Genomic DNA, 18,856 nt, shown 5'->3' with positions numbered 1-18,856 from the left:
TGCATGAGCAATACTCGATTCGCGGCCATCCAGGGTTGGGGTTGCCGCGCCCCGCTATCCACCAGCCCTCACGGGTCGGCCGGGCTTGTCTCGCGCACGACTGAAGGCGAAGCAGCACAAGGACGTATACCCATGAAATCCGTTTCCCTCAGCGAAGCCAGCCTGCCCTCCCAGATCTGGAACAGCGCCCCGCAACTGGACAGCATTGCGGTCATCAACACCCAATCCCTGGTGCCAGCCGGTGCACGCGCAGTGCTCATTGCCCCGCACCCCGGCGATGAAGTCGTGACCTGCGGCGGCCTGCTGCAATTGCTCAGCAACCTGGGCCACCCGCTGCAATTGATCTCGATCACCGACGGCAGCGCCAGCCACCCCGGTTCCCGGCAGTGGTCGGAAAAACGCCTCAGCGTATTTCGTCCCCAGGAAAGCGTGGAAGCCATCCGCCGACTCGGGTTGCCGATGCACAGCCTGAAGTGGATCCGTGGCGGGTTTACCGACAACGCCCTGGTGGAGCACGAAGAACGGATCGTCCAATTCATCAGGCGCTACCTGCGCCCGGGTGATGTGGTGTTCAGCACCTGGTGCGAAGACGGCAATGTCGACCACGACACCGTCGGCCGCGCCAGTGCCAGGGCGGCGGCCAGTGTTGGCGCCACCTACACCGACGTGCCGTTCCGGGCCTGGCACTGGCCGGCGCGGGACCGGGAGCTGATCCCCTGGCATCGTGCGCGCAAGGTGCGCCTCGATGCCTGGACCGTCGCCCGCAAGAGCCACGCCACCCACGCCTACGCCAGCCAACTCGACGGTGAGCCCGCCATCGGCCTTGCGCCGTTGATGCCGCGCACGCTGCTGGAGCGCATTCGTTTGCCTTATGAAATTGTCTTCGTCTAAGCGCACTGCGCCGTTCTGTAGGAGCGAGCTGGCTCGCGATGGAGGTCAACGATGATGCGGGGAGCCTGACACCGCGCGGTGCTCTCAGGTTTATCGCGAGCAAGCTCGCTCCTACAGGGGGCATTGGCCGCCGATGTTAAAAACACATACCGCCTAAGCCTTAGAGCGCCGCAGAGTGTCAGATCTGGCGCCTTGGCGTTAAAGGCAAACTGAACTGCCCGTCCATGCATCAGTCGCATGCATAGGCAGCCCCCAATCACAGGAGCGAACGTGGCCAGTCATTCCAAGCGGCAATCAGCTGAATCGGTGCCGTTGAGTACTCCCCCGGACATCCACCGACTGCGCGTGCTGACGGTCAACACCCACAAGGGATTCACCGCGCTCAACCGGCGCTTCATCCTCCCCGAACTGCGTGAAGCCGTGCGCAGTACGTCGGCGGACCTGGTGTTTCTGCAGGAAGTGGTCGGCGAGCACGACCGCCACTCCTCACGCTACAACGATTGGCCACAGACCTCGCAATACGAATTCCTTGCCGACAGCATGTGGAGCGACTTCGCCTATGGGCGCAATGCCGTGTATCCCGACGGTCACCATGGCAATGCCCTGCTGTCGAAATACCCGATCCGCGAATACCGCAACCTGGATGTCTCCATTACCGGCCCGGAACGCCGCGGCTTGCTGCACTGCGTGCTGGACGTGCCGGGGCACAGCGAAGTGCATGCCATCTGCGTGCACCTCAGCCTGCTGGAAAGCCATCGTCAGCTGCAATTGCAGTTGCTTTGCCAGCTCCTCGAGTCCCTGCCGGATGATGCGCCGGTGATCATTGCCGGCGACTTCAACGACTGGCAGATGCAGGGCAATGCCGCCCTTGCCCGCCGCGACTACCTGCACGAAGCCTTCGAGCGCCACCATGGCCGCCCGGCCAAAACCTACCCCGCGCGGTTCCCCCTGTTGCGCCTGGATCGCATCTACCTGCGCAATGCCAGCAGCCATGAGCCGCAGATACTCGGCAACAAGCCGTGGACGCACCTTTCCGACCATTTGCCGTTGGCGGTGGAAGTGCATCTTTGAATCGCGGCGATTGAGTGTGAAGTACCGAGAAATCGTCCCCCACCTGTTATTTCTGACAGTAGCCATCCTGGATCCGTGCCTGCTACGTTGTTGCCGCCCTGACGGAAATCCGCAGGGGCTTGCGACACACACGTAGCGCCTTGGTTGCCAAAGGTACTTGCGGGTCATAGTTCCTGCCGATGTTGTCTTGCAACTCGCGCTGCCAAGCATGTCTGGTTCCTGGTCATCGATGACGGCCAAAGGAACGGAAGTTGATCCCATCGCGGAGGCAACATGGAGTTTTCGCCAGATCTGTCCAAGTACCGTCATGGCGCCTGCCTGTTCTCGATCTGGTTATGTGCGAACTGGTCCCAACCCGCCTACGCCGCCTGCACACTCACCCCTACGGCCGGCGACGACAACTTCGTCTGCGACAGCGGCACCAGCGCGCCGTTGACCGACTTGTCGGGCAATAACACCCTGACCTTCCCCGCCAATGGCACCGGCAGTATCAACGGCAACGTGACCTTCGGGGCCGGCGCCGACGCTGTGAACATGGCCTCAGGCACCGTGGCCGGTGCCGTGGATCTGGGCGACGGGGCAGACAGCTTTATGATCAGCGCCGGGCAAGTCAGCGGGGCGGTCAGCCAAGGCAATGGCATCGATGACTTCATCATGTCCGGCGGAACCATTAAGTCCCTGGCCCAAGGGGACGGCCGCGATACCTTCCTGATGACAGGCGGCACCATCCTTGGCGCCTTCGAAGATGGCGACGTGGCCAGGATGACCGACGGCATCATCGACCGGGTCGACATGAAACTCGATAACAATATCTTCGATATGTCCGGTGGGCAGATCCTCCGCAACCTGGTGACCGGTTTGGGCACCGATGAGATCATCGTTTCCGGGGGGCGTATCGGCGGCAACATCAGTGTCAGCAACGGCAACGACAGCATCACCGTTACCGGCGGAGAAATCGTCGGCGAGATTCGCGCCGGCAACGGTGATGACACGCTGGTGTGGGACGGCGGTGGGATCATCCGCTCGCAAGTCCTGCTGGAGGCAGGCAACGACCGCGCCACTTTGAGCAATCTGACCGAAAGCACCCTCGCACTGACCCCGAGCATCAATGGCGGTAGTGGCAATGACCTGCTGACGTTCGATCACACCACGTCATCGGGCGCTGCCCGGTATATCAATTGGGAAACCCTCAATCTGGTCAAGGGCTCGCGCCTGGATCTCGATGGCATTCTTCAATTGGGGGACAGCACCACGGGCACCGGCGTGTTCAACATCGACGGCAGCAGCGTGCTCACGTCAACCCAGGGCAGCATCACCTCTTCGACCGCGGGCCGCCTCGCCACCTTGAACAACAGCGGGGTCATCGACCTTGCCGGCGGTAACTCGCGTACCAACGACACCTTGACGGTTGAAGGCAATTACGTGGGTAACGGCGGCCAGTTGCTCCTGCAAAGCGCAGTGGGCGATGACAGCTCCCCCAGCGACAAGCTGGTGGTCAACAACGGAACGCTGACCGGCAGCACCCTGATCAGCGTCACCAACGTTGGCGGCGCGGGTGCCCTGACCCGGCAAAACGGCATCCAGCTGGTTCAGGCCCAAGGCACGGCGGTCAGCGACAACACCGCGTTCGCCCTCAAAGCCCGGGTTTCGGTTGGCGCCTTCGATTACCGTCTGTTCAAAGGCGGCATCACACCGGGCAGCGAAAACAGTTGGTATTTGCGCTCCTCGGTGGTGGCGCCGCCCGTGGTTGCCGTCGCCAACCCGGATCCCGCCTTGCCGCCGACGCTGGAACCCATTGTGGCAGTGCCGGTCGCCGCGCCTGTGGTCGTGGCTACCGGGGTTCAAGGCGCTGGAGGCGTCGTGACGCTCGAGGCTCCTGTGCTACCGGCCGCCATACCCGGCGCAAAACCTATCCCCCTGTATCGCGAGGCAGTGCCTGCCTGGTCGGTGGTGCCGCCGGCTGCAGCACAGTTGACCCTGACAGCACTGGGTACCTTTCATGACCGTCAAGGCGATCAGCGTCTGCTGAGCGAAACCGGGGCCCTGGGCGCCGGTTGGGGCCGGGTCTACGGCAAGAACCTCGAGCAGACCTGGGCCGGCACCGTCACACCGAGACTGGACGGCTCGCTCAATGGCTTCCAGGTCGGCAATGACCTGTTCAGTTCGCAACTGGCGGGTGGGCAAACCCAGCGCAGCGGTTTCTTCATCGGCCACAGCCGCCTGCAAGGTGATGTCAACGGTTTCAATCAGGGCTTCGAAGGCAAGCGCTCAGGCAACGTCGAGCTGAAAGGCGACAGCCTTGGCGCGTACTGGACCCTCATCGATCCCGCCGGTGCCTATTTCGATGCCGTGGCCATGTACACCTGGCTCAATGGCGACAACCGCTCCGAAAGTGGCCTGAAGATCGACAATGACGGCCACGTAACGACGTTGTCGACAGAAGTCGGATACCCGATCGCCGTGTCTGGCAACTGGGTAGTCGAACCCCAGGCCCAGGCGATTTACCAGAAGGTCAAACTCGACAGCCAGGACGACGGCATCTCCCATGTCTCGTTCGATTCCGACAGTGCCTGGACCGGCCGCGTCGGCGCACGCCTCAAGGGTCGCTACGAAGTCAGCGGCCGACCGCTGGAACCCTATCTGCGAGCCAATGTCTGGCACACCTTCACCGGTACCGATACGGTCACTTTTGACCATGTCGATCAGGTCGAAACCCAACAACGAACCTCGTCCGCCGACCTCGGAATTGGCATGGTACTGAGCGTTGCCACCTCGGTCAGTGTGTACGCAGGACTTGACTACACCAGCAATATCGACAGCAACCAACAACGGGGAACGTTCGGTAACGTGGGGATTCGGGTCAGGTGGTGAGGAATTGAAACCGCTCTATCCCGAGGTTTTTGACGATTGCTCGAATAAACAAGAACCTGGAAACACACCATTGAACAGGCCCTTTTTAAACCATTACCACTGATCGGCCATCTTCTTGACTCGACTGTTTCGGTCTTCTTGACTTCAAGTTACTACCCCCGAAAACACTACCAGGACCCGCCGCGGGCTCCCGTAAAAACGGGCAGCCCGTGACGCCGCCTAATCCATTCGGTCGCCCCTCATTCGGGGTAGGAGAGACGCCAGAACGAGATACCGCATGCGACTGCAAGGTAGACCTCCATGAAAACTTCACTCACTTCACAAGAGATCAAATTCACTTTTTGCACTGTATCGAGTTCACTTCTGCTGTGTTCCTCCATTGAATTGCTCGCCGCCACTGCCGAGCAGGAAACAACGCCGTGGTATCGCCAGGACATCCCGACTATCGGTCTGACTACCCTTGCAGCAACCTGGCCCGGTCAATTCAGCGCCCATCCCGATCTGCGCAGTTCCAACCTGACCACCGAAGATGCCGCGCCCACGGCCTGGGACCAACTCTACGGCCAGCCCTCTCGCCAGGCACAAACCGATTACATTTCCCAGGCTATGGCCGTTCCCGGCACCCACGAACTCAAAGGCCCGGCGATCCTCACTCTGCAAAGTGCCGACGGCCATACGCAAAGGGTTGGCCTGGTCGGCGGCACGAGTCAGTACTCGCTCAACAACAAGGGCGCGCAGATCACCCCGGCCATGTCCGATCCCAACCGCGACGCGCTCAACCTCCGGGGGCAAAGCCTCGGCGCCTATTGGAGCCTGACCGGTCCACAAGGCTGGCACGTCGACCTGACCGCCAGCGGTGGCCGGGTCAACGGCTTCAGCCGCAACGAACAAGGGACCCGAAGGGCCACCGAGGGCAGCGCGATGACGCTGTCGGTGGAAGGCGGCTTCCCTATCGGTCTGGGTGAAAACTGGGTGATTGAACCCCAGGCGCAATTGATCAATCAGCGCATCACCCTGGACACCCCGTATGCAGGCTCGGGCAACGCCTCTTCCAGTGACCTGACTTCGTGGAGCGGTCGAGTCGGTGCGCACTTGAAAGGCAGTTACGACATCAGCGGGATGCCGGTCGAACCCTACGTGCGGACCAACTTGTGGCACACCGTGTACACCGGCAATGCCGTGACCCTCGATCAGGTCGACAAGATCAGCAGCAGCCGCAAGTCCTCGACCGTCGAACTGGGCCTGGGTCTGGTCGCCAGAGTCACCCCGACCGTGAGCCTGTACGTCAGCGCCGACTACAGCAGCGACGTGGACGACAATGATTTGAATGGGTTGATCGGCAGCCTGGGTGTGCGGATGCGTTGGTAAAACAGGTATTTCTTACAGTATCCAAGGCAATGACGGCGATGCATTGTAATGGGCAAGTCACCCTGATCGAGGCCGGCACGGATGTCTGTGGACCATGCGCATCACGGCACGCCCACCCTTGCGGTGTCAGACCCGCGCGGGCTGGCGGTCAGGGCCATTCAATACCATCGGCGGCAAGCGGTTGATCCGGTTGAGACACGGGTCACGCATCAATGCTTCGACGCCGCCGGACGGCCCGTGGCCAGTCGGGATCCGTATCTGTTTGCCTTGGCGCAGAACGATGTGTCGGTGCCGGCCAACCTCAGTCAGGTGTTCAGTTTGTCCGGCGTGCCATTGGCGAGTGACAGCCTTGACGCCGGGTGGCGGGTCGCGTTGCAGGGTGCTGCCGGGCAAATCGTTGAGCGTTGGGACGGTCGTGGCAGCTGCACGCTGACCGAGTTCGATGCACTGTTGCGCCCCGTGGCGGTGCGAGAGCATGGCGGTGAGAGCGCAGAACACGTGATTGAGCGCTTTACCTATGCGGGGGTTGATGCCGACACAGCCGAGCATAACCTCTGCGGCCAACTGATTCGCCATGACGATCCGGCCGGCACGCTGCACCTGAAGGAATTGGGGCTCGGCGGTGCAGTGCTGCAACAGGTTCGGCACTTCTTGCGCGATGCCGACTCACCGGATTGGCCGGCGAGCGAGGCCGCCCGCGACGCCTTGCTCGAAGCCGGCGATGGCGCCACCACGTCCCATGTCTACTCGCCAGGCGCCGAACCCCTCCAGCAAACGGATGCGTTGGGCAACCGCCAGCGCTTTGCCTACACCGTCGCCGGCCAATTGAAAAACACGCGGTTGACCCTGGTCGGTGAGGACGAGATGACGCTGGCCAGCGCTCTCCATTACAACGCCTCCGGCCAGATCGAGTCGGAAACCGCCGGCAACCGCGTCATCACCCGCCATCGCTACGACCTCGCGGACGGACGCCTGATTGGCTTGAGCGCGCACAAAGCCGATGGCACGCCCCTTCACGACTTGTGCTACCGCTACGACGCCAACGGCAACGTGCTAAGCCTCGAAGACGCCGCCCAACCGATCCGCTACTTCAACAACCAGCGCATCGAACCGCTCAAGACCTATCGCTATGACACCCTCGGTCAACTGATCGAAGCCCGCGGCTGGGAAGCCAAAACCGGCCACGGCGGCCCCGCCCTGCCCGACCTGAACCCCCTGCCCCTCGACCCCAGCCAGGTCGCCAACTACACCCAGACCTACCACTACGACGCCGGCGGCAACCTGCTGGACCTGGTGCACGTCGGCGCCCAGCCCCACGGCCGCCTTTTGACTCGCGCCAAATACAGCAACCGCTGCCTGCCCGAACGCAACGGCCGGCCACCGACTGAAGCGGAAATCGCTGCCGGGTTCGATGCCAACGGCAACCTGCGTGAACTGCAAACCGGCCAGACGCTGGAGTGGGACCTGCGCAATCAACTCACCGTCGTACGCCCGGTGGTGCGCGAAGAGGCTGAGGACGACTACGAACGCTATATCTATGACAGTGGCGGCCAACGTGTACGCAAGCTTCGCGCGAACCAGACCAATGCGCGCACGCTGATCAGCGAAGTGCGCTACCTGCCCGGTGTGGAGATCCGCAGTCATGGCGGCACCGGGGAAGTCCTTCACGTGATCACCGCCAGCGCCGGTAGCAACAGCGTGCAGGTGTTGCATTGGGTCGCCGGACAACCCGAGGACATCGCCAACAACCAGGTGCGTTACAGCCTCAACGACCACTTGCAATCCAGCGCCCTGGAACTGGACCAGAACGCCGACCTGATCAGCCAGGAATGGTATTACCCGTTTGGTGGCACGGCGTGTTTCGCGGCGCGTTCGGCCACAGAAGCCAAATACAAAACCGTGCGGTATTCGGGCAAGGAGCGGGACGCGACGGGGCTTTACTATTATGGGTTCAGATATTACGCGCCGTGGTTGCAGCGGTGGACTAATCCGGATCCGGCGGGATATGTGGATGGGATGAATTTGTATGCGATGGTGAGCAACAGCCCCATCAATCTTGGAGATCTGGAAGGGCATGCAGGGGTAGAACTAACAACTGCTGATATTAGCCGTATAACAAACACCATCAAACGTGACATGGGCAACCTTTCTCAAGAGGATGTCCTTGATGTTGTTAATCAGTACTTGAAGGGAAAAGGTGCTGACCCAAAACAGTATGCTGGTACGATCATGTCAGGGCTGGGCTTTGCAGCAACCGCTACAACCGAAGCGCCACAGACAAGAAAAGTGGTAGTCACCCCATCCAAAAAAAACATCCCCACCCCAAAAAATAAATACGACATAAAAACATTTATCGCGCTATACACAACAACCCATGGATCAGACACGATCAATAATGCAATGAGAAAAGGATCAAAAATAAAAATAGATGAAACAACGGTAATACGCGAAATACGGGCTCGAGATGAAAAGCTATTTGAAGGACGCAGCGGGATAGCATTTAAAAAAAACATCAAAATAGCGGCTAGTGTCTTCGATTTAGACGATGCCAAAAGTGTAAGCCACCAAATATATCATCAAGAAAATACAAAACTGCGAACTTATTTTCGAGGAGGCAGATTAACCGACGCGGCATTGAATGCTTACGAAGCAGCCAAAGAAAGTGGCACCGTACTTCATTCCATGAGTTTTCTCTCAGTATCCCTCGATCAATCAGTTGCCGAAGAATTCAGATCCAACTTAGAAGGTGGCATCTTTAAAATAAAAGGCTTTAGCGCCGCAAGTATGAACGGCGCAACTTCTGCATCGGCAGTAAAAGGATCTGTATTTACACCACACGCAGACTTTGATGTTATAGAAGTTGATAAGGCAAACCGAATTATCCATCTTCACGAAAAACGGGGGTATACAGGTCCCAGAAGTCCGTTGCCGCATTAAGGATTCAGGAAAACAAAGGCAACTACCAGCTGAGTTTGAGATTGCAGGATTTCCCCGCAATATAGAATCTCCCACAGGATCACATGGAACCTGTGGGAGCGAGCCTGCTCGCGAAGGCAGCGATGCGGTCCCGGATCACCCCTCCGGCCGCAACATCAACACCGCCAACGGCGGCAAATTCAACACCAGCGACAACGCCTGCCCATGGCTCGGCGTGTCCTCGGCCATCGCCCCGCCACTGTTGCCGTAATTGGAACCGGCATAAATCGACGAATCGCTGTTGAGCACCTCGTTCCACTGCCCCGCAAACGGCACCCCAACCCGATAAGCCTCACGCGGCACCGGCGTAAAGTTCGCCACCACCAGCACAGGCCGGCCGTCCTTGCTCCAGCGCAGCCACGCATAAACACTATTGATCGCATCATCGCCGATCAGCCATTGGAAACCCTGCGGCACATCGTCCTGCTCATGCAGTGCCGGTTCTTCGCGGTACAGGCGATTGAGGTCGCCGACCAGTTTCTGTACCCCCTTGTGCTCGGAGTACTGCAGCAAGTACCAGTCCAGTTGCTGATCGTGGTTCCACTCGCGCCATTGGCCGAATTCGCAGCCCATGAACAACAGTTTCTTGCCCGGGTGCGCCCACATGAAACTCAGGTAGGCCCGCAGGTTGGCGAACTTCTGCCAGCGATCGCCGGGCATTTTGTCGATCAGCGAGTGTTTGCCGTGTACCACTTCGTCGTGGGAGATCGGCAGGATGAAACGTTCGGACCAGGCGTACACCAGGCCAAAACTCAGTTCGTTGTGGTGATGGGCGCGGTACACCGGGTCCTGCTGGATGTAATGCAGCGAATCGTGCATCCAGCCCATGTTCCATTTGTACGCAAAGCCCAGGCCACCCTGTTGCGTGCCCTGGCTGACGCCCGGCCAGGCGGTGGATTCCTCGGCGATCACCAGGGCACCGGGTGCTTCGAGGGCGACCACATCGTTGAGGTGGCGCAGGAAGTCGATGGCTTCCAGATTCTCGCGCCCGCCATGGCGGTTCGGCACCCATTCGCCGGCCTTGCGCGAGTAGTCGCGGTACAGCATCGAGGCCACGGCATCGACGCGCAGGCCATCGACGTGGAAATGCTTGAGCCAGTGCAGCGCCGACGCCAGCATGTAGCCGTGCACTTCGGTGCGCCCCAGGTTGTAGATCAGCGTGTCCCAATCCTGGTGGAAACCTTCCTGCGGGTTGCCGTACTCGTACAGCGCCGTGCCGTCGAACTGGGCCAGGCCGTGGGTATCGGTCGGGAAATGCGCCGGCACCCAGTCGAGAATCACCCCGATGCCGGCCTGGTGGCAGGCGTTGACGAATGCGGCGAACTGGTCCGGCGTGCCATAACGCGCACTCGGCGCGAATTGCGACAGTAGTTGATAACCCCATGATCCACCGAACGGATGCTCCATGATCGGCATCAGTTCGATGTGAGTGAAGCCCAGGTCTTTGACATAGGGAATCAGTCGCTCGGTCAGTTCCGGCCAGGTGTACTGGCGGGCCACTTCACCCAGGTCGTCCAGTTCGCATTGCCACGAACCGGCGTGCAATTCGTAGATCGACAACGGCGCCGTCACCCGCTGGTGGTCGCCACGGGATAGCATCCAGTCCTGATCCTGCCAGTCTATTTTCAGCGGCGAGGCGACTTTCGAGGCGGTGTCCGGCGGCAGACTGGTGGCCAGCGCCATCGGGTCGGCCTTCAGCGGCAGGATGCCGTGGGCACCGAGAATTTCGTACTTGTAGGCGTCCCCTGCTTGCAGACGCGGGATGAACAACTCCCAGACCCCGGTGGGATGCCGCAGGCGCATCGGATGGCGGCGCCCGTCCCAGACGTTGAAATCACCCACCACCGACACCCGCCGGGCATTCGGCGCCCACACCGCGAAACGCACACCGTCGACGCCGTCCACGGTCTTGAGCTGGGCACCGAGGCACGCACTGAGGTCGCGGTGATTGCCTTCGGCAAACAGGTACAAATCCATGTCGCCCAGCAAGGGGCCGAAGCTGTAAGGGTCTTCGGCCGTCTGCTCGCCGCCGGCCCAACGGGTGCGCAGCAGATACGCTTGCGCGCGGTCGAAATGCCCGACAAACAATCCCGGCGTCTCTGTGGCTTGAAGACTCCCAAGCGCTTCGCCCGAGTCCCTGGCCAGGACTTCCACACTCAGGGCGCCTGGCAGATAGGCGCGGATGAACTGTCCACCGGCACCATCACTGTGAGGGCCAAGTATGGCAAAGGGATCGATATGCTCGGCGCGCACCAAGGCATCGATATCCCGTGCGCCGGGCAGCAGCGCTCCTTTGTGATGACCCTGTTCCTTGTTCGAGACACTCATGACTACTCTCCACCAAGATCGGAAAAGGGTTTAAGCCCACTCAATAATCCATATAAACCGTGCAACGGCACGGGCAACCAGGTGGGGCGATTTTCCGCCTCATAGGCCACTTCATACGCCGCCTTCTCCAGACCGAACAACGCCAGCGCAGCGTCTTCGCCTTCGGGATCTTGCCATGCATGGGCAAGACTAGCTGCCGCCAGCCGATAGGCGTCGACAAATGCTGTTCGCGCTTCACTCAAGTAGCGCTCGGTGACCCGCACACGCGCGGCATCGGCCGCCGCCGTGTTATCGACGTTGTGCACGTTGATCGCCATTGCCGCCGCATAGTCGAAGGAACGCAGCACGCCACTGACATCCTTGTACGGGCTGTGTTTGCCCCGACGTTCATGCAAGGGCCGCGCCGGTTCCCCCTCGAAGTCGATCAAGTACGCATCGCCCTTGATCACCAGCACCTGGCCCAGATGCAGGTCGCCATGCACACGAATGCGCAAGCCGCCCGCAGTCTTTTTACCCAACGCTTGTACATGTCCGAGAATGGCTTTTTTGTTGTCCAGTAAATGGCTGACCAGGGTCTGGTCCGCCGGGGTCAGTTGATGTTGATGCTGCTTGAGCAAGTTCAGCGCGTGCTCGATTTGCGTTGCGACATCCCTGGCCGAGGCCAGCGCGTCCTTCTGCGTGGTGACCTGCGGCGAGAAGTCCGGGTTGGCACTCGGGGCTGCCAGCACCTGATGCATTTCCCCCAGGCGCCGGCCCAGCATACCGGCAAAATCTTTCAGTTCGCCTAGCGCGTTGTAGTGTTGCTCCTGCTCGGACATGGCGTCGGCCAGTTCATCGCGCAGCGCCCGTTCGAGGTTGTTTTGCGTCCATTCCCAGGCATCGCCCTGATTGTTCAGGTAGCCCTGGGCGATCATCAGCAGGTTGTCCTCACCCGCCCCGTCCCGGCGCACCACGGCGCCCAGCAGTGGCGAGATATTGCTGAACCCGGCTGCGGTCAGACAGGCGCTCATTTCCAGTTCAGGATGCACGCCACTGGCGACCTTGCGGATCAGCTTGAGCACCATGCTGTTGCCGATCACCACCGAGCTGTTGGACTGTTCCGCCGACAGGTAGCGCACCGGCGAATCGGCGTTGAGGCCGAGCTTTTCCAGTTCGGCAGTGGACTCGAAGCGAATGTCGCCATCGCTGCTGGGCAATACGGTACCGGCCTGAATCCCTTGCAATACGGCATGCACGAAGGATTCCAGGCTGAAGGCATCGGTGATCAGGCCGACCTGGCGTCCGCGCCGTACCCGCGACAGCGCCAGCTGCTGCGGTAGCGGCGTACCGACCTGATCCTCGGAGATAAAGCCGAACGGCAACTGATAGCGACTGCTCTGGCCAGCGCTGATGACATTGATCTCACTGAACAGCACCGGATGTTGCGCATCGCCGAAGCGCACGCCGTAGGCCAGATCGACCTGCTCGATGGCGGCGTCCTTGCCGGCGAACCAGCGACGATTCTGCAACCAGCTGGGCAGGATGCTTTGCTCAAGGGTGTGGCGTGACGGCGCTTCGAGCAGTTCTTCCATGCGTTTTTTCAGCACCAGCGTGGTGAAGTCCGGCAGGCTTTGTGCGGGTTCCACATGCCAGCTGGGCATCTGGTTTTCCGCGGCGAGGCCGAACCAGTAGAAGCCGTAGGGCGCGAGGGTCAGGAGGAAATTCAACTGGCCGATGGGCGGGAACGCGTTACCCCCGAGCATCTCCACCGGCACCATGCCGACGTAGGCCGACAAATCGAGCTCGGCGGCCTGGGCACTGCGCGACACGTTGGCCACGCACAGGATGACTTCGTGTTTGCCGTCCGCCCCCGTGTATTCACGGGTGTAGGCCAGAATCCGCCGGTTGCTCGGCGACAGCATCTTCAATGTACCGCGCCCGAAGGCCTTGGATTGCTTGCGCACGGCGAGCATGCGCCGGGTCCAGTTCAACAGCGAATGCGGGTCGCCGGCCTGGGTTTCGACGTTGACCGACAGATAGCCGTATTGCGGGTCCATGATCGGCGGCAGTACCAGGCTGGCCGGGTCGGCGCGGGAGAAACCGCCGTTGCGGTCGATGGACCATTGCATCGGCGTGCGCACGCCATCGCGATCGCCAAGGTAGATGTTGTCACCCATGCCGATCTCGTCGCCGTAATACAGGGTCGGCGTGCCGGGCATCGACAGCAACAGGCTGTTGAGCAGTTCGACCCGGCGTCGATCACGCTCCACCAGCGGCGCCAGACGCCGGCGAATCCCCAGGTTGATCCGCGCGCGACGGTCGGCGGCGTAGTAATTCCACAGGTAATCGCGTTCCTTGTCGGTGACCATCTCCAGGGTCAGTTCATCGTGGTTGCGCAGGAAGATCGCCCATTGGCAGTTGGCGGGAATATCCGGGGTCTGGCGTAGAATGTCGGTGATCGGGAAGCGATCTTCCTGGGCCAGCGCCATGTACATGCGCGGCATCAACGGGAAGTGAAAGGCCATGTGGCATTCGTCGCCGTTCAGGCCTTTCTTGTCGGTGTCGCCGAAGTACAGCTGGGTGTCCTCCGGCCACTGATTAGCCTCCGCCAGCAGCATGCGGTCGGGGTAATTGGCGTCGATTTCGGCGCGGATCTGTTTCAGGACGTCGTGGGTTTCCGGCAGGTTTTCGTTGTTGGTGCCGTCGCGCTCGATCAGGTAGGGAATCGCATCCAGGCGCAAGCCGTCGATGCCCATGTCGAGCCAGTAACGCATCACCGACAGCACCGCTTTCATGACTTGCGGGTTATCGAAATTCAGGTCCGGCTGGTGGGAGTAGAAACGGTGCCAGAAGTATTGGCCGGCGACCGGGTCCCAGGTCCAGTTGGACTTCTCTGTATCGAGAAAGATGATGCGGGTGCCGTCGTATTTCTGATCGTCGTCGGACCACACGTAGAAGTCCCGCGCCGCCGATCCGGGTTTGGCCTTGCGTGCGCGCTGGAACCACGGATGCTGGTCGGAGGTGTGATTGATGACCAGTTCGGTGATCACCCGCAGGCCGCGTTTGTGTGCCTCGGCAATGAAACGCCTGGCATCGGCCATGGTCCCGTAGTCACTGTGCACGCCGCGGTACTCGGCTATGTCATAACCGTCGTCGCGCCGTGGCGAGGGATAGAAGGGCAACAGCCAGATGGTGTTGACGCCCAGGTCGGCGATGTAGTCGAGCTTGGCGATGAGGCCGGGAAAGTCGCCGATCCCGTCGTTGTTGGAGTCGAAATACGATTTGACGTGTACTTGATAGATCACCGCATCCTTGTACCAGAGCGGGTCCTTGATGAACGTGGCTGCCTTGGGTTTCTTCGCCATGTGAAACTCCTGGTGAATTCATAAAGGCCGCTCTCAATACGCCCCTGTAGGAGCTGCCGCAGGCTGCGATCTTTTGATCTTCTCTTTAACGCAAAAGATCGCAGCCTGCGGCAGCTCCTACAGGGGGGCGGCGCATTCAAGAGGCGGTGATGCGCCAGATCCCGAACGGCTGGTACGCCGGGTCGATCCGCATGAACTGATGCTTGCCATGCCAGGTCCAGCGATGGCCATTCATCAGGTCTTCGCCCTGGGTGCTGGCGTCGTCGGGCAGGCCCATTTCCCACAGCGGCAACTCGAAGTTCGCCTCCTGCACGTTGTGCGGATCGAGACTGACCGCCACGAGAATAAAGTTGCTGCCGTCAAAGCTGCGTTTGCCGAAGTACAGGATGTTGTCGTTCCAGGCGTTGTAGACCTTCAGGCCCAGATGCGTGTGCAGCGCCGGGTTCTGCCGGCGGATGCGGTTGAGCTGGGCAATCTCGGCAATGATGTTGCCCGGCGCGTTGAAGTCCCTGGGGCGGATCTCGTACTTCTCGGAGTCGAGGTACTCTTCCTTGCCCGGCACCGGTGCCGACTCGCACAACTCGAAACCCGAATACATGCCCCACAGGCCCGAACCCATGGTCGCCAGCACGGCGCGGATGAGGAACCCGGGACGCCCGGACGCATGCAGGAACGCCGGGTTGATGTCCGGTGTATTGACGAAAAAATTCGGCCGATAGCACTCGCGCCACGGCGATTCGTTGAGTTCAGTGAAGTAAGTCGCCAGTTCGGCCTTGGTGTTGCGCCAGGTGAAATAGGTGTAGCTCTGGGAATAACCGACCTTGCCCAGGCGCGCCATCATCGCCGGAGTAGTAAAGGCCTCGGCCAAGAAGATCACTTCGGGGTACAGCGCCCGTACATCGGCGATCAGCCATTGCCAGAACGGCAACGGCTTGGTGTGCGGGTTATCGACGCGAAAGATCTTCACGCCCTCCTCGACCCAGCCCACCACGATGTCACGCAACTCCACCCACAGGCTCGGAATCGCCTCGGGGGCATAGAAGTCGACGTTGACGATGTCCTGGTATTTCTTCGGCGGGTTCTCCGCGTATTTGATCGAGCCGTCGGGCCGCCAGTTGAACCAGCCGGGGTGCTGCTTAAGCCATGGGTGGTCCTGGGAACACTGGATGGCGAAGTCGAGGGCGATTTCCAGGCCGTGGGCCGCAGCGGCCGAGACCAGTCGACGGAAGTCTTCGCGAGTCCCCAACTGCTTGTGAATCGCCTCGTGCCCGCCCTCCTCGCTACCGATCGCATAAGGACTGCCCGGATCATCGGGGCCTGCCGTCAGCGAGTTGTTCGGGCCTTTACGGTAGCTGCGCCCTATCGGGTGGATCGGCGGGAAATACAGCACGTCGAAGCCCATGTCGTGGATCATCGCCAGCCGCGAATGCACGTCGTTGAAAGTACCGTGGCGTTCCGGGCTGTCAGTGATCGAACGCGGAAACAATTCATACCAACTGGCGAACTGCGCCAGCTCGCGCTCCACATCCACCGGGTACTCCGGACTCAGGCTCAGGTAGGCACGATGATCGACGCGGGCCATGAGGTCGGCGCTACGCGGGTGCAAAAACAGTGCGACCTGCTCGGTTTCGAGCAGTCCTGCCAGTTCATGGTGCAATGCCGCCAATTGCTCACTGAGTTGCCCGTCACTGCGCTCGGCGGCTTGCTGCACCTGGATCCGCCCTTCCTGCAATTCGAGGCTGACGGGCACCGCTGCCACATGCTTCTTTTCCAATTCGTAGCGAAAACTGGCGAACTGATCGATCCAGGCTTCGATACAGTAAAGATAACGGCCCTGACTGTTCACTCGGAACTGCCCCTGCCAGCCGTTGTTGCCCAGATCGTGCATGACAGCACTTTGCCAGACGTCCTCGTCCTCGGCCCGCCAGCGCACGCGAACCGCCAGCTTGTCATGCCCGTCGGCAAAGACCTTGGCCGTGACCACCACATCCTGTCCCACCACGGCCTTGACCGCGAACTGCCCGCCTTCAAGGGTCGGCATGATGTTTTCTATGACAATGCGCGGCAGCAACAGCGCCTGCGCCAGCGGCATGTGCGGGTTGTAGCTCAACTCAGTCGGTTTTTCAGCCGTCATCGAGCCTCTCTCCTTACGCCCCATGGACGCGCTTGTGTCTGGTCGCCACCCCGTTGGGCCATTCGCCCCGGGACCTACTCACTTAGGTTCCGAGCGACAGCCGCCGGGAAAAGTTCATCGGCAATTTGCGGAATCAAATCGTTCGCGCAGCAGTCCATCTACTTAAGCACGACTCACGCCATGTGCCACCGGAGGCCTGACCAATGAACAATCCATTCCCGGCTGAAACCCCCGATCCAAACATCGACAACCCGGTGATCCCCCCCAGCGAACCACAACCGGTGCCAGAACAGGAGCCGCCCGGCACGACCCCGCCGCCAAGGGAAGAACCGCCAGCGACGATGCCGCCGGTGATTGTGAATCCTGAATGAAGACAGTTGATCGTTCCTGCCTCGACACCAGGGACGATCATCAAAAATGAACGACGCTTCCCAAGTACCTGTAGTACCGATCCTAAAGCGCCAATTCTGCCCGTCCGACTCTTTACGAAACCTGCACCCCGCGCCTTATATAGCCATCACTTCTGCAGCCTTGAGTGTGGTTAGTCATGAAAACGTTTTTTTCCAGCGTCAGCGAATTCACAAACAGAACTAGCGCACAGTCCCACGCGCTAAACCGTGAACGACCCACCGACGGCTGGCCATCCCTTGAAAATATTCAACTACGAATTTCTTTGCTTCAAAGCCGAACGCAATCCCTCTGAACAATCAACCAAAAGCTCGATCATCAGGGAACTGGAGAAACATCTGCTGCACAGCGATATGGACTACAGCCAGCACGAACTCTCGGAAACGCAGAGCGACGAGCAGGATTCAGACTGTGGAGCGACTTGCGCAGACAGGGTGAATCCCTGACAGCTCCTAGGGTCGATGATCCTTGTCAATCAGCTTCACGATCCTCGGCATAACACTGAACACCCCCAACGCCAACAGCGTGCTGAGCACTGCCGTCGCCTCCCGGCCCAGCCCGGTGGCGACGCCTATGGCGGCGGTCATCCACAGGCCGGCGGCGGTGGTCAGGCCCTTGACGTCGCTTTCGTCGCCTTCGTGGTTTTTCAGGATGGTGCCGGCCCCGAGAAAGCCGATACCGGCAATCACGCCCTGCACGACCCGACTCATGGCATCGGCCTGTGAGCCGGACATCTGCGGCACCAGCACGAACAGCGCCGCCCCCATCGCCACCAGCATGTGGGTGCGCACGCCCGCGGCCTTGCCCTGGTGCTCGCGTTCGAAGCCGAGAATCCCGCCCAGCACGGCAGCCATCAGCAGACGCACGGTCATCCGCGTCAATTGCGAGGCATCGGTGATGTCGGCGAACTCGGCTTGCAGGGTCACCCAGACTTCGTGCCACCAGGCGTTCATGGTGTTGTCCTTGTGAGGAGCCATGGAGAGTGGACCGCAGCGACCATTAATCGGTCGCACAGAACGATGACCGGCGGTTGCGGCCTGAAACTTCAGATACCCCCTGAAAAAGGATTCCGCCATGACCGTTCGCATCGAGAACCAGACCTGCTTTTTCACCACCGAAAATGGCGAACAAATTCGTCTGTGCCCTGACGTGACCATCGTCACCGATGGTCGCAAAGCCATGTCGGCGGTGGACATCGAAGGCCAGCGCATCTACATCACCGAGGCGGAAGCCGACGCCTTGACCGTCGCAGGCGCGGTGGATGGACGCCGGCACCTGAAAGCCAGCGACAGTGATTCGGTGATTTGACTGACGTTGATCAACACCCGCCGCAGCTGTTGTGCATAGGCGCTTGCACCTTTGTGCGACGGCTGCTTCAAGTTGTCGCAGGCCGGGCGAACACGGCCATCTGATCCGCTTTTTAATGCAATACCTGAGTCTGTTATGCAAACAGATCGCCGCTCAT

The 18,856-nt window shown here is 60.4% G+C and carries 12 protein-coding genes; 8 read left to right on the top strand and 4 right to left on the bottom strand.

What is annotated here, in order from left to right:
• Nucleotides 1–132: 132 nt before the first annotated feature.
• From C9422_RS00795 to C9422_RS00775, 5 genes are all read left to right on the top strand, one after another.
• Nucleotides 133–891, top strand: a complete 759-nt coding sequence (locus tag C9422_RS00795; RefSeq protein WP_116579318.1) for a PIG-L deacetylase family protein — start codon at nucleotides 133–135, stop codon at nucleotides 889–891.
• A 270-nt stretch (nucleotides 892–1,161) separates the two neighbouring features.
• Nucleotides 1,162–1,962 carry an endonuclease/exonuclease/phosphatase family protein gene (locus C9422_RS00790; RefSeq protein ID WP_116579317.1) on the top strand — a complete coding sequence of 267 codons (801 nt, stop codon included), beginning with the start codon at nucleotides 1,162–1,164 and terminating at the stop codon, nucleotides 1,960–1,962.
• Nucleotides 1,963–2,235: 273 nt separating this feature from the next.
• The gene (locus C9422_RS00785; protein ID WP_116579316.1) at nucleotides 2,236–4,833 is read left to right on the top strand and encodes an autotransporter outer membrane beta-barrel domain-containing protein; all 2,598 of its coding nucleotides are present in this window, start codon (nucleotides 2,236–2,238) and stop codon (nucleotides 4,831–4,833) included.
• Nucleotides 4,834–5,133: 300 nt separating this feature from the next.
• On the top strand, nucleotides 5,134–6,201 hold the full coding sequence (locus tag C9422_RS00780) for an autotransporter outer membrane beta-barrel domain-containing protein (protein ID WP_116579315.1): 1,068 nt from the start codon (nucleotides 5,134–5,136) through the stop codon (nucleotides 6,199–6,201).
• 81 nt (nucleotides 6,202–6,282) lie between these two features.
• Nucleotides 6,283–9,138 carry an RHS repeat-associated core domain-containing protein gene (locus tag C9422_RS00775; RefSeq protein ID WP_256589841.1) on the top strand — a complete coding sequence of 952 codons (2,856 nt, stop codon included), beginning with the start codon at nucleotides 6,283–6,285 and terminating at the stop codon, nucleotides 9,136–9,138.
• A 135-nt stretch (nucleotides 9,139–9,273) separates the two neighbouring features.
• Here C9422_RS00775 and glgB read toward each other — a convergent pair whose 3' ends face one another.
• From glgB to C9422_RS00760, 3 genes are all read right to left on the bottom strand, one after another.
• Nucleotides 9,274–11,505, bottom strand: a complete 2,232-nt coding sequence (gene glgB / locus C9422_RS00770; RefSeq protein WP_116579314.1) for a 1,4-alpha-glucan branching protein GlgB — start codon at nucleotides 11,503–11,505, stop codon at nucleotides 9,274–9,276.
• 2 nt (nucleotides 11,506–11,507) lie between these two features.
• Nucleotides 11,508–14,849: a maltose alpha-D-glucosyltransferase gene (gene treS / locus C9422_RS00765; protein ID WP_116579313.1), complete on the bottom strand. Its 3,342-nt coding sequence runs from the start codon at nucleotides 14,847–14,849 to the stop codon at nucleotides 11,508–11,510.
• Nucleotides 14,850–14,985: 136 nt separating this feature from the next.
• On the bottom strand, nucleotides 14,986–16,983 hold the full coding sequence (locus C9422_RS00760; protein WP_116579312.1) for an alpha-1,4-glucan--maltose-1-phosphate maltosyltransferase: 1,998 nt from the start codon (nucleotides 16,981–16,983) through the stop codon (nucleotides 14,986–14,988).
• 203 nt (nucleotides 16,984–17,186) lie between these two features.
• Here C9422_RS00760 and C9422_RS32135 point away from each other — a divergent pair, with 203 nt between their 5' ends.
• Nucleotides 17,187–17,354, top strand: coding sequence for a hypothetical protein (locus tag C9422_RS32135; protein ID WP_165824736.1), 168 nt, complete (start codon nucleotides 17,187–17,189; stop codon nucleotides 17,352–17,354).
• Nucleotides 17,355–17,600: 246 nt separating this feature from the next.
• Nucleotides 17,601–17,837: a hypothetical protein gene (locus C9422_RS31965; protein WP_133248991.1), complete on the top strand. Its 237-nt coding sequence runs from the start codon at nucleotides 17,601–17,603 to the stop codon at nucleotides 17,835–17,837.
• A 6-nt stretch (nucleotides 17,838–17,843) separates the two neighbouring features.
• Here C9422_RS31965 and C9422_RS00755 read toward each other — a convergent pair whose 3' ends face one another.
• On the bottom strand, nucleotides 17,844–18,344 hold the full coding sequence (locus C9422_RS00755; protein WP_116579311.1) for an MgtC/SapB family protein: 501 nt from the start codon (nucleotides 18,342–18,344) through the stop codon (nucleotides 17,844–17,846).
• A gap of 121 nt (nucleotides 18,345–18,465) precedes the next feature.
• Between C9422_RS00755 and C9422_RS00750 the strand changes: the two genes are divergently transcribed.
• Complete coding sequence (locus C9422_RS00750; protein ID WP_015095303.1) at nucleotides 18,466–18,699, top strand: DUF3203 family protein; 234 nt, start codon at nucleotides 18,466–18,468, stop codon at nucleotides 18,697–18,699.
• Nucleotides 18,700–18,856: the final 157 nt, after the last annotated feature.

Source organism: Pseudomonas sp. B1(2018), assembly GCF_003097365.1.
Taxonomy (GTDB): Bacteria; Pseudomonadota; Gammaproteobacteria; order Pseudomonadales; family Pseudomonadaceae; genus Aquipseudomonas; species Aquipseudomonas laurylsulfatiphila.
The sequence above is the reverse complement of the archived record's forward strand: the minus strand, read 5'-3'. Positions and strand labels throughout refer to the sequence as shown.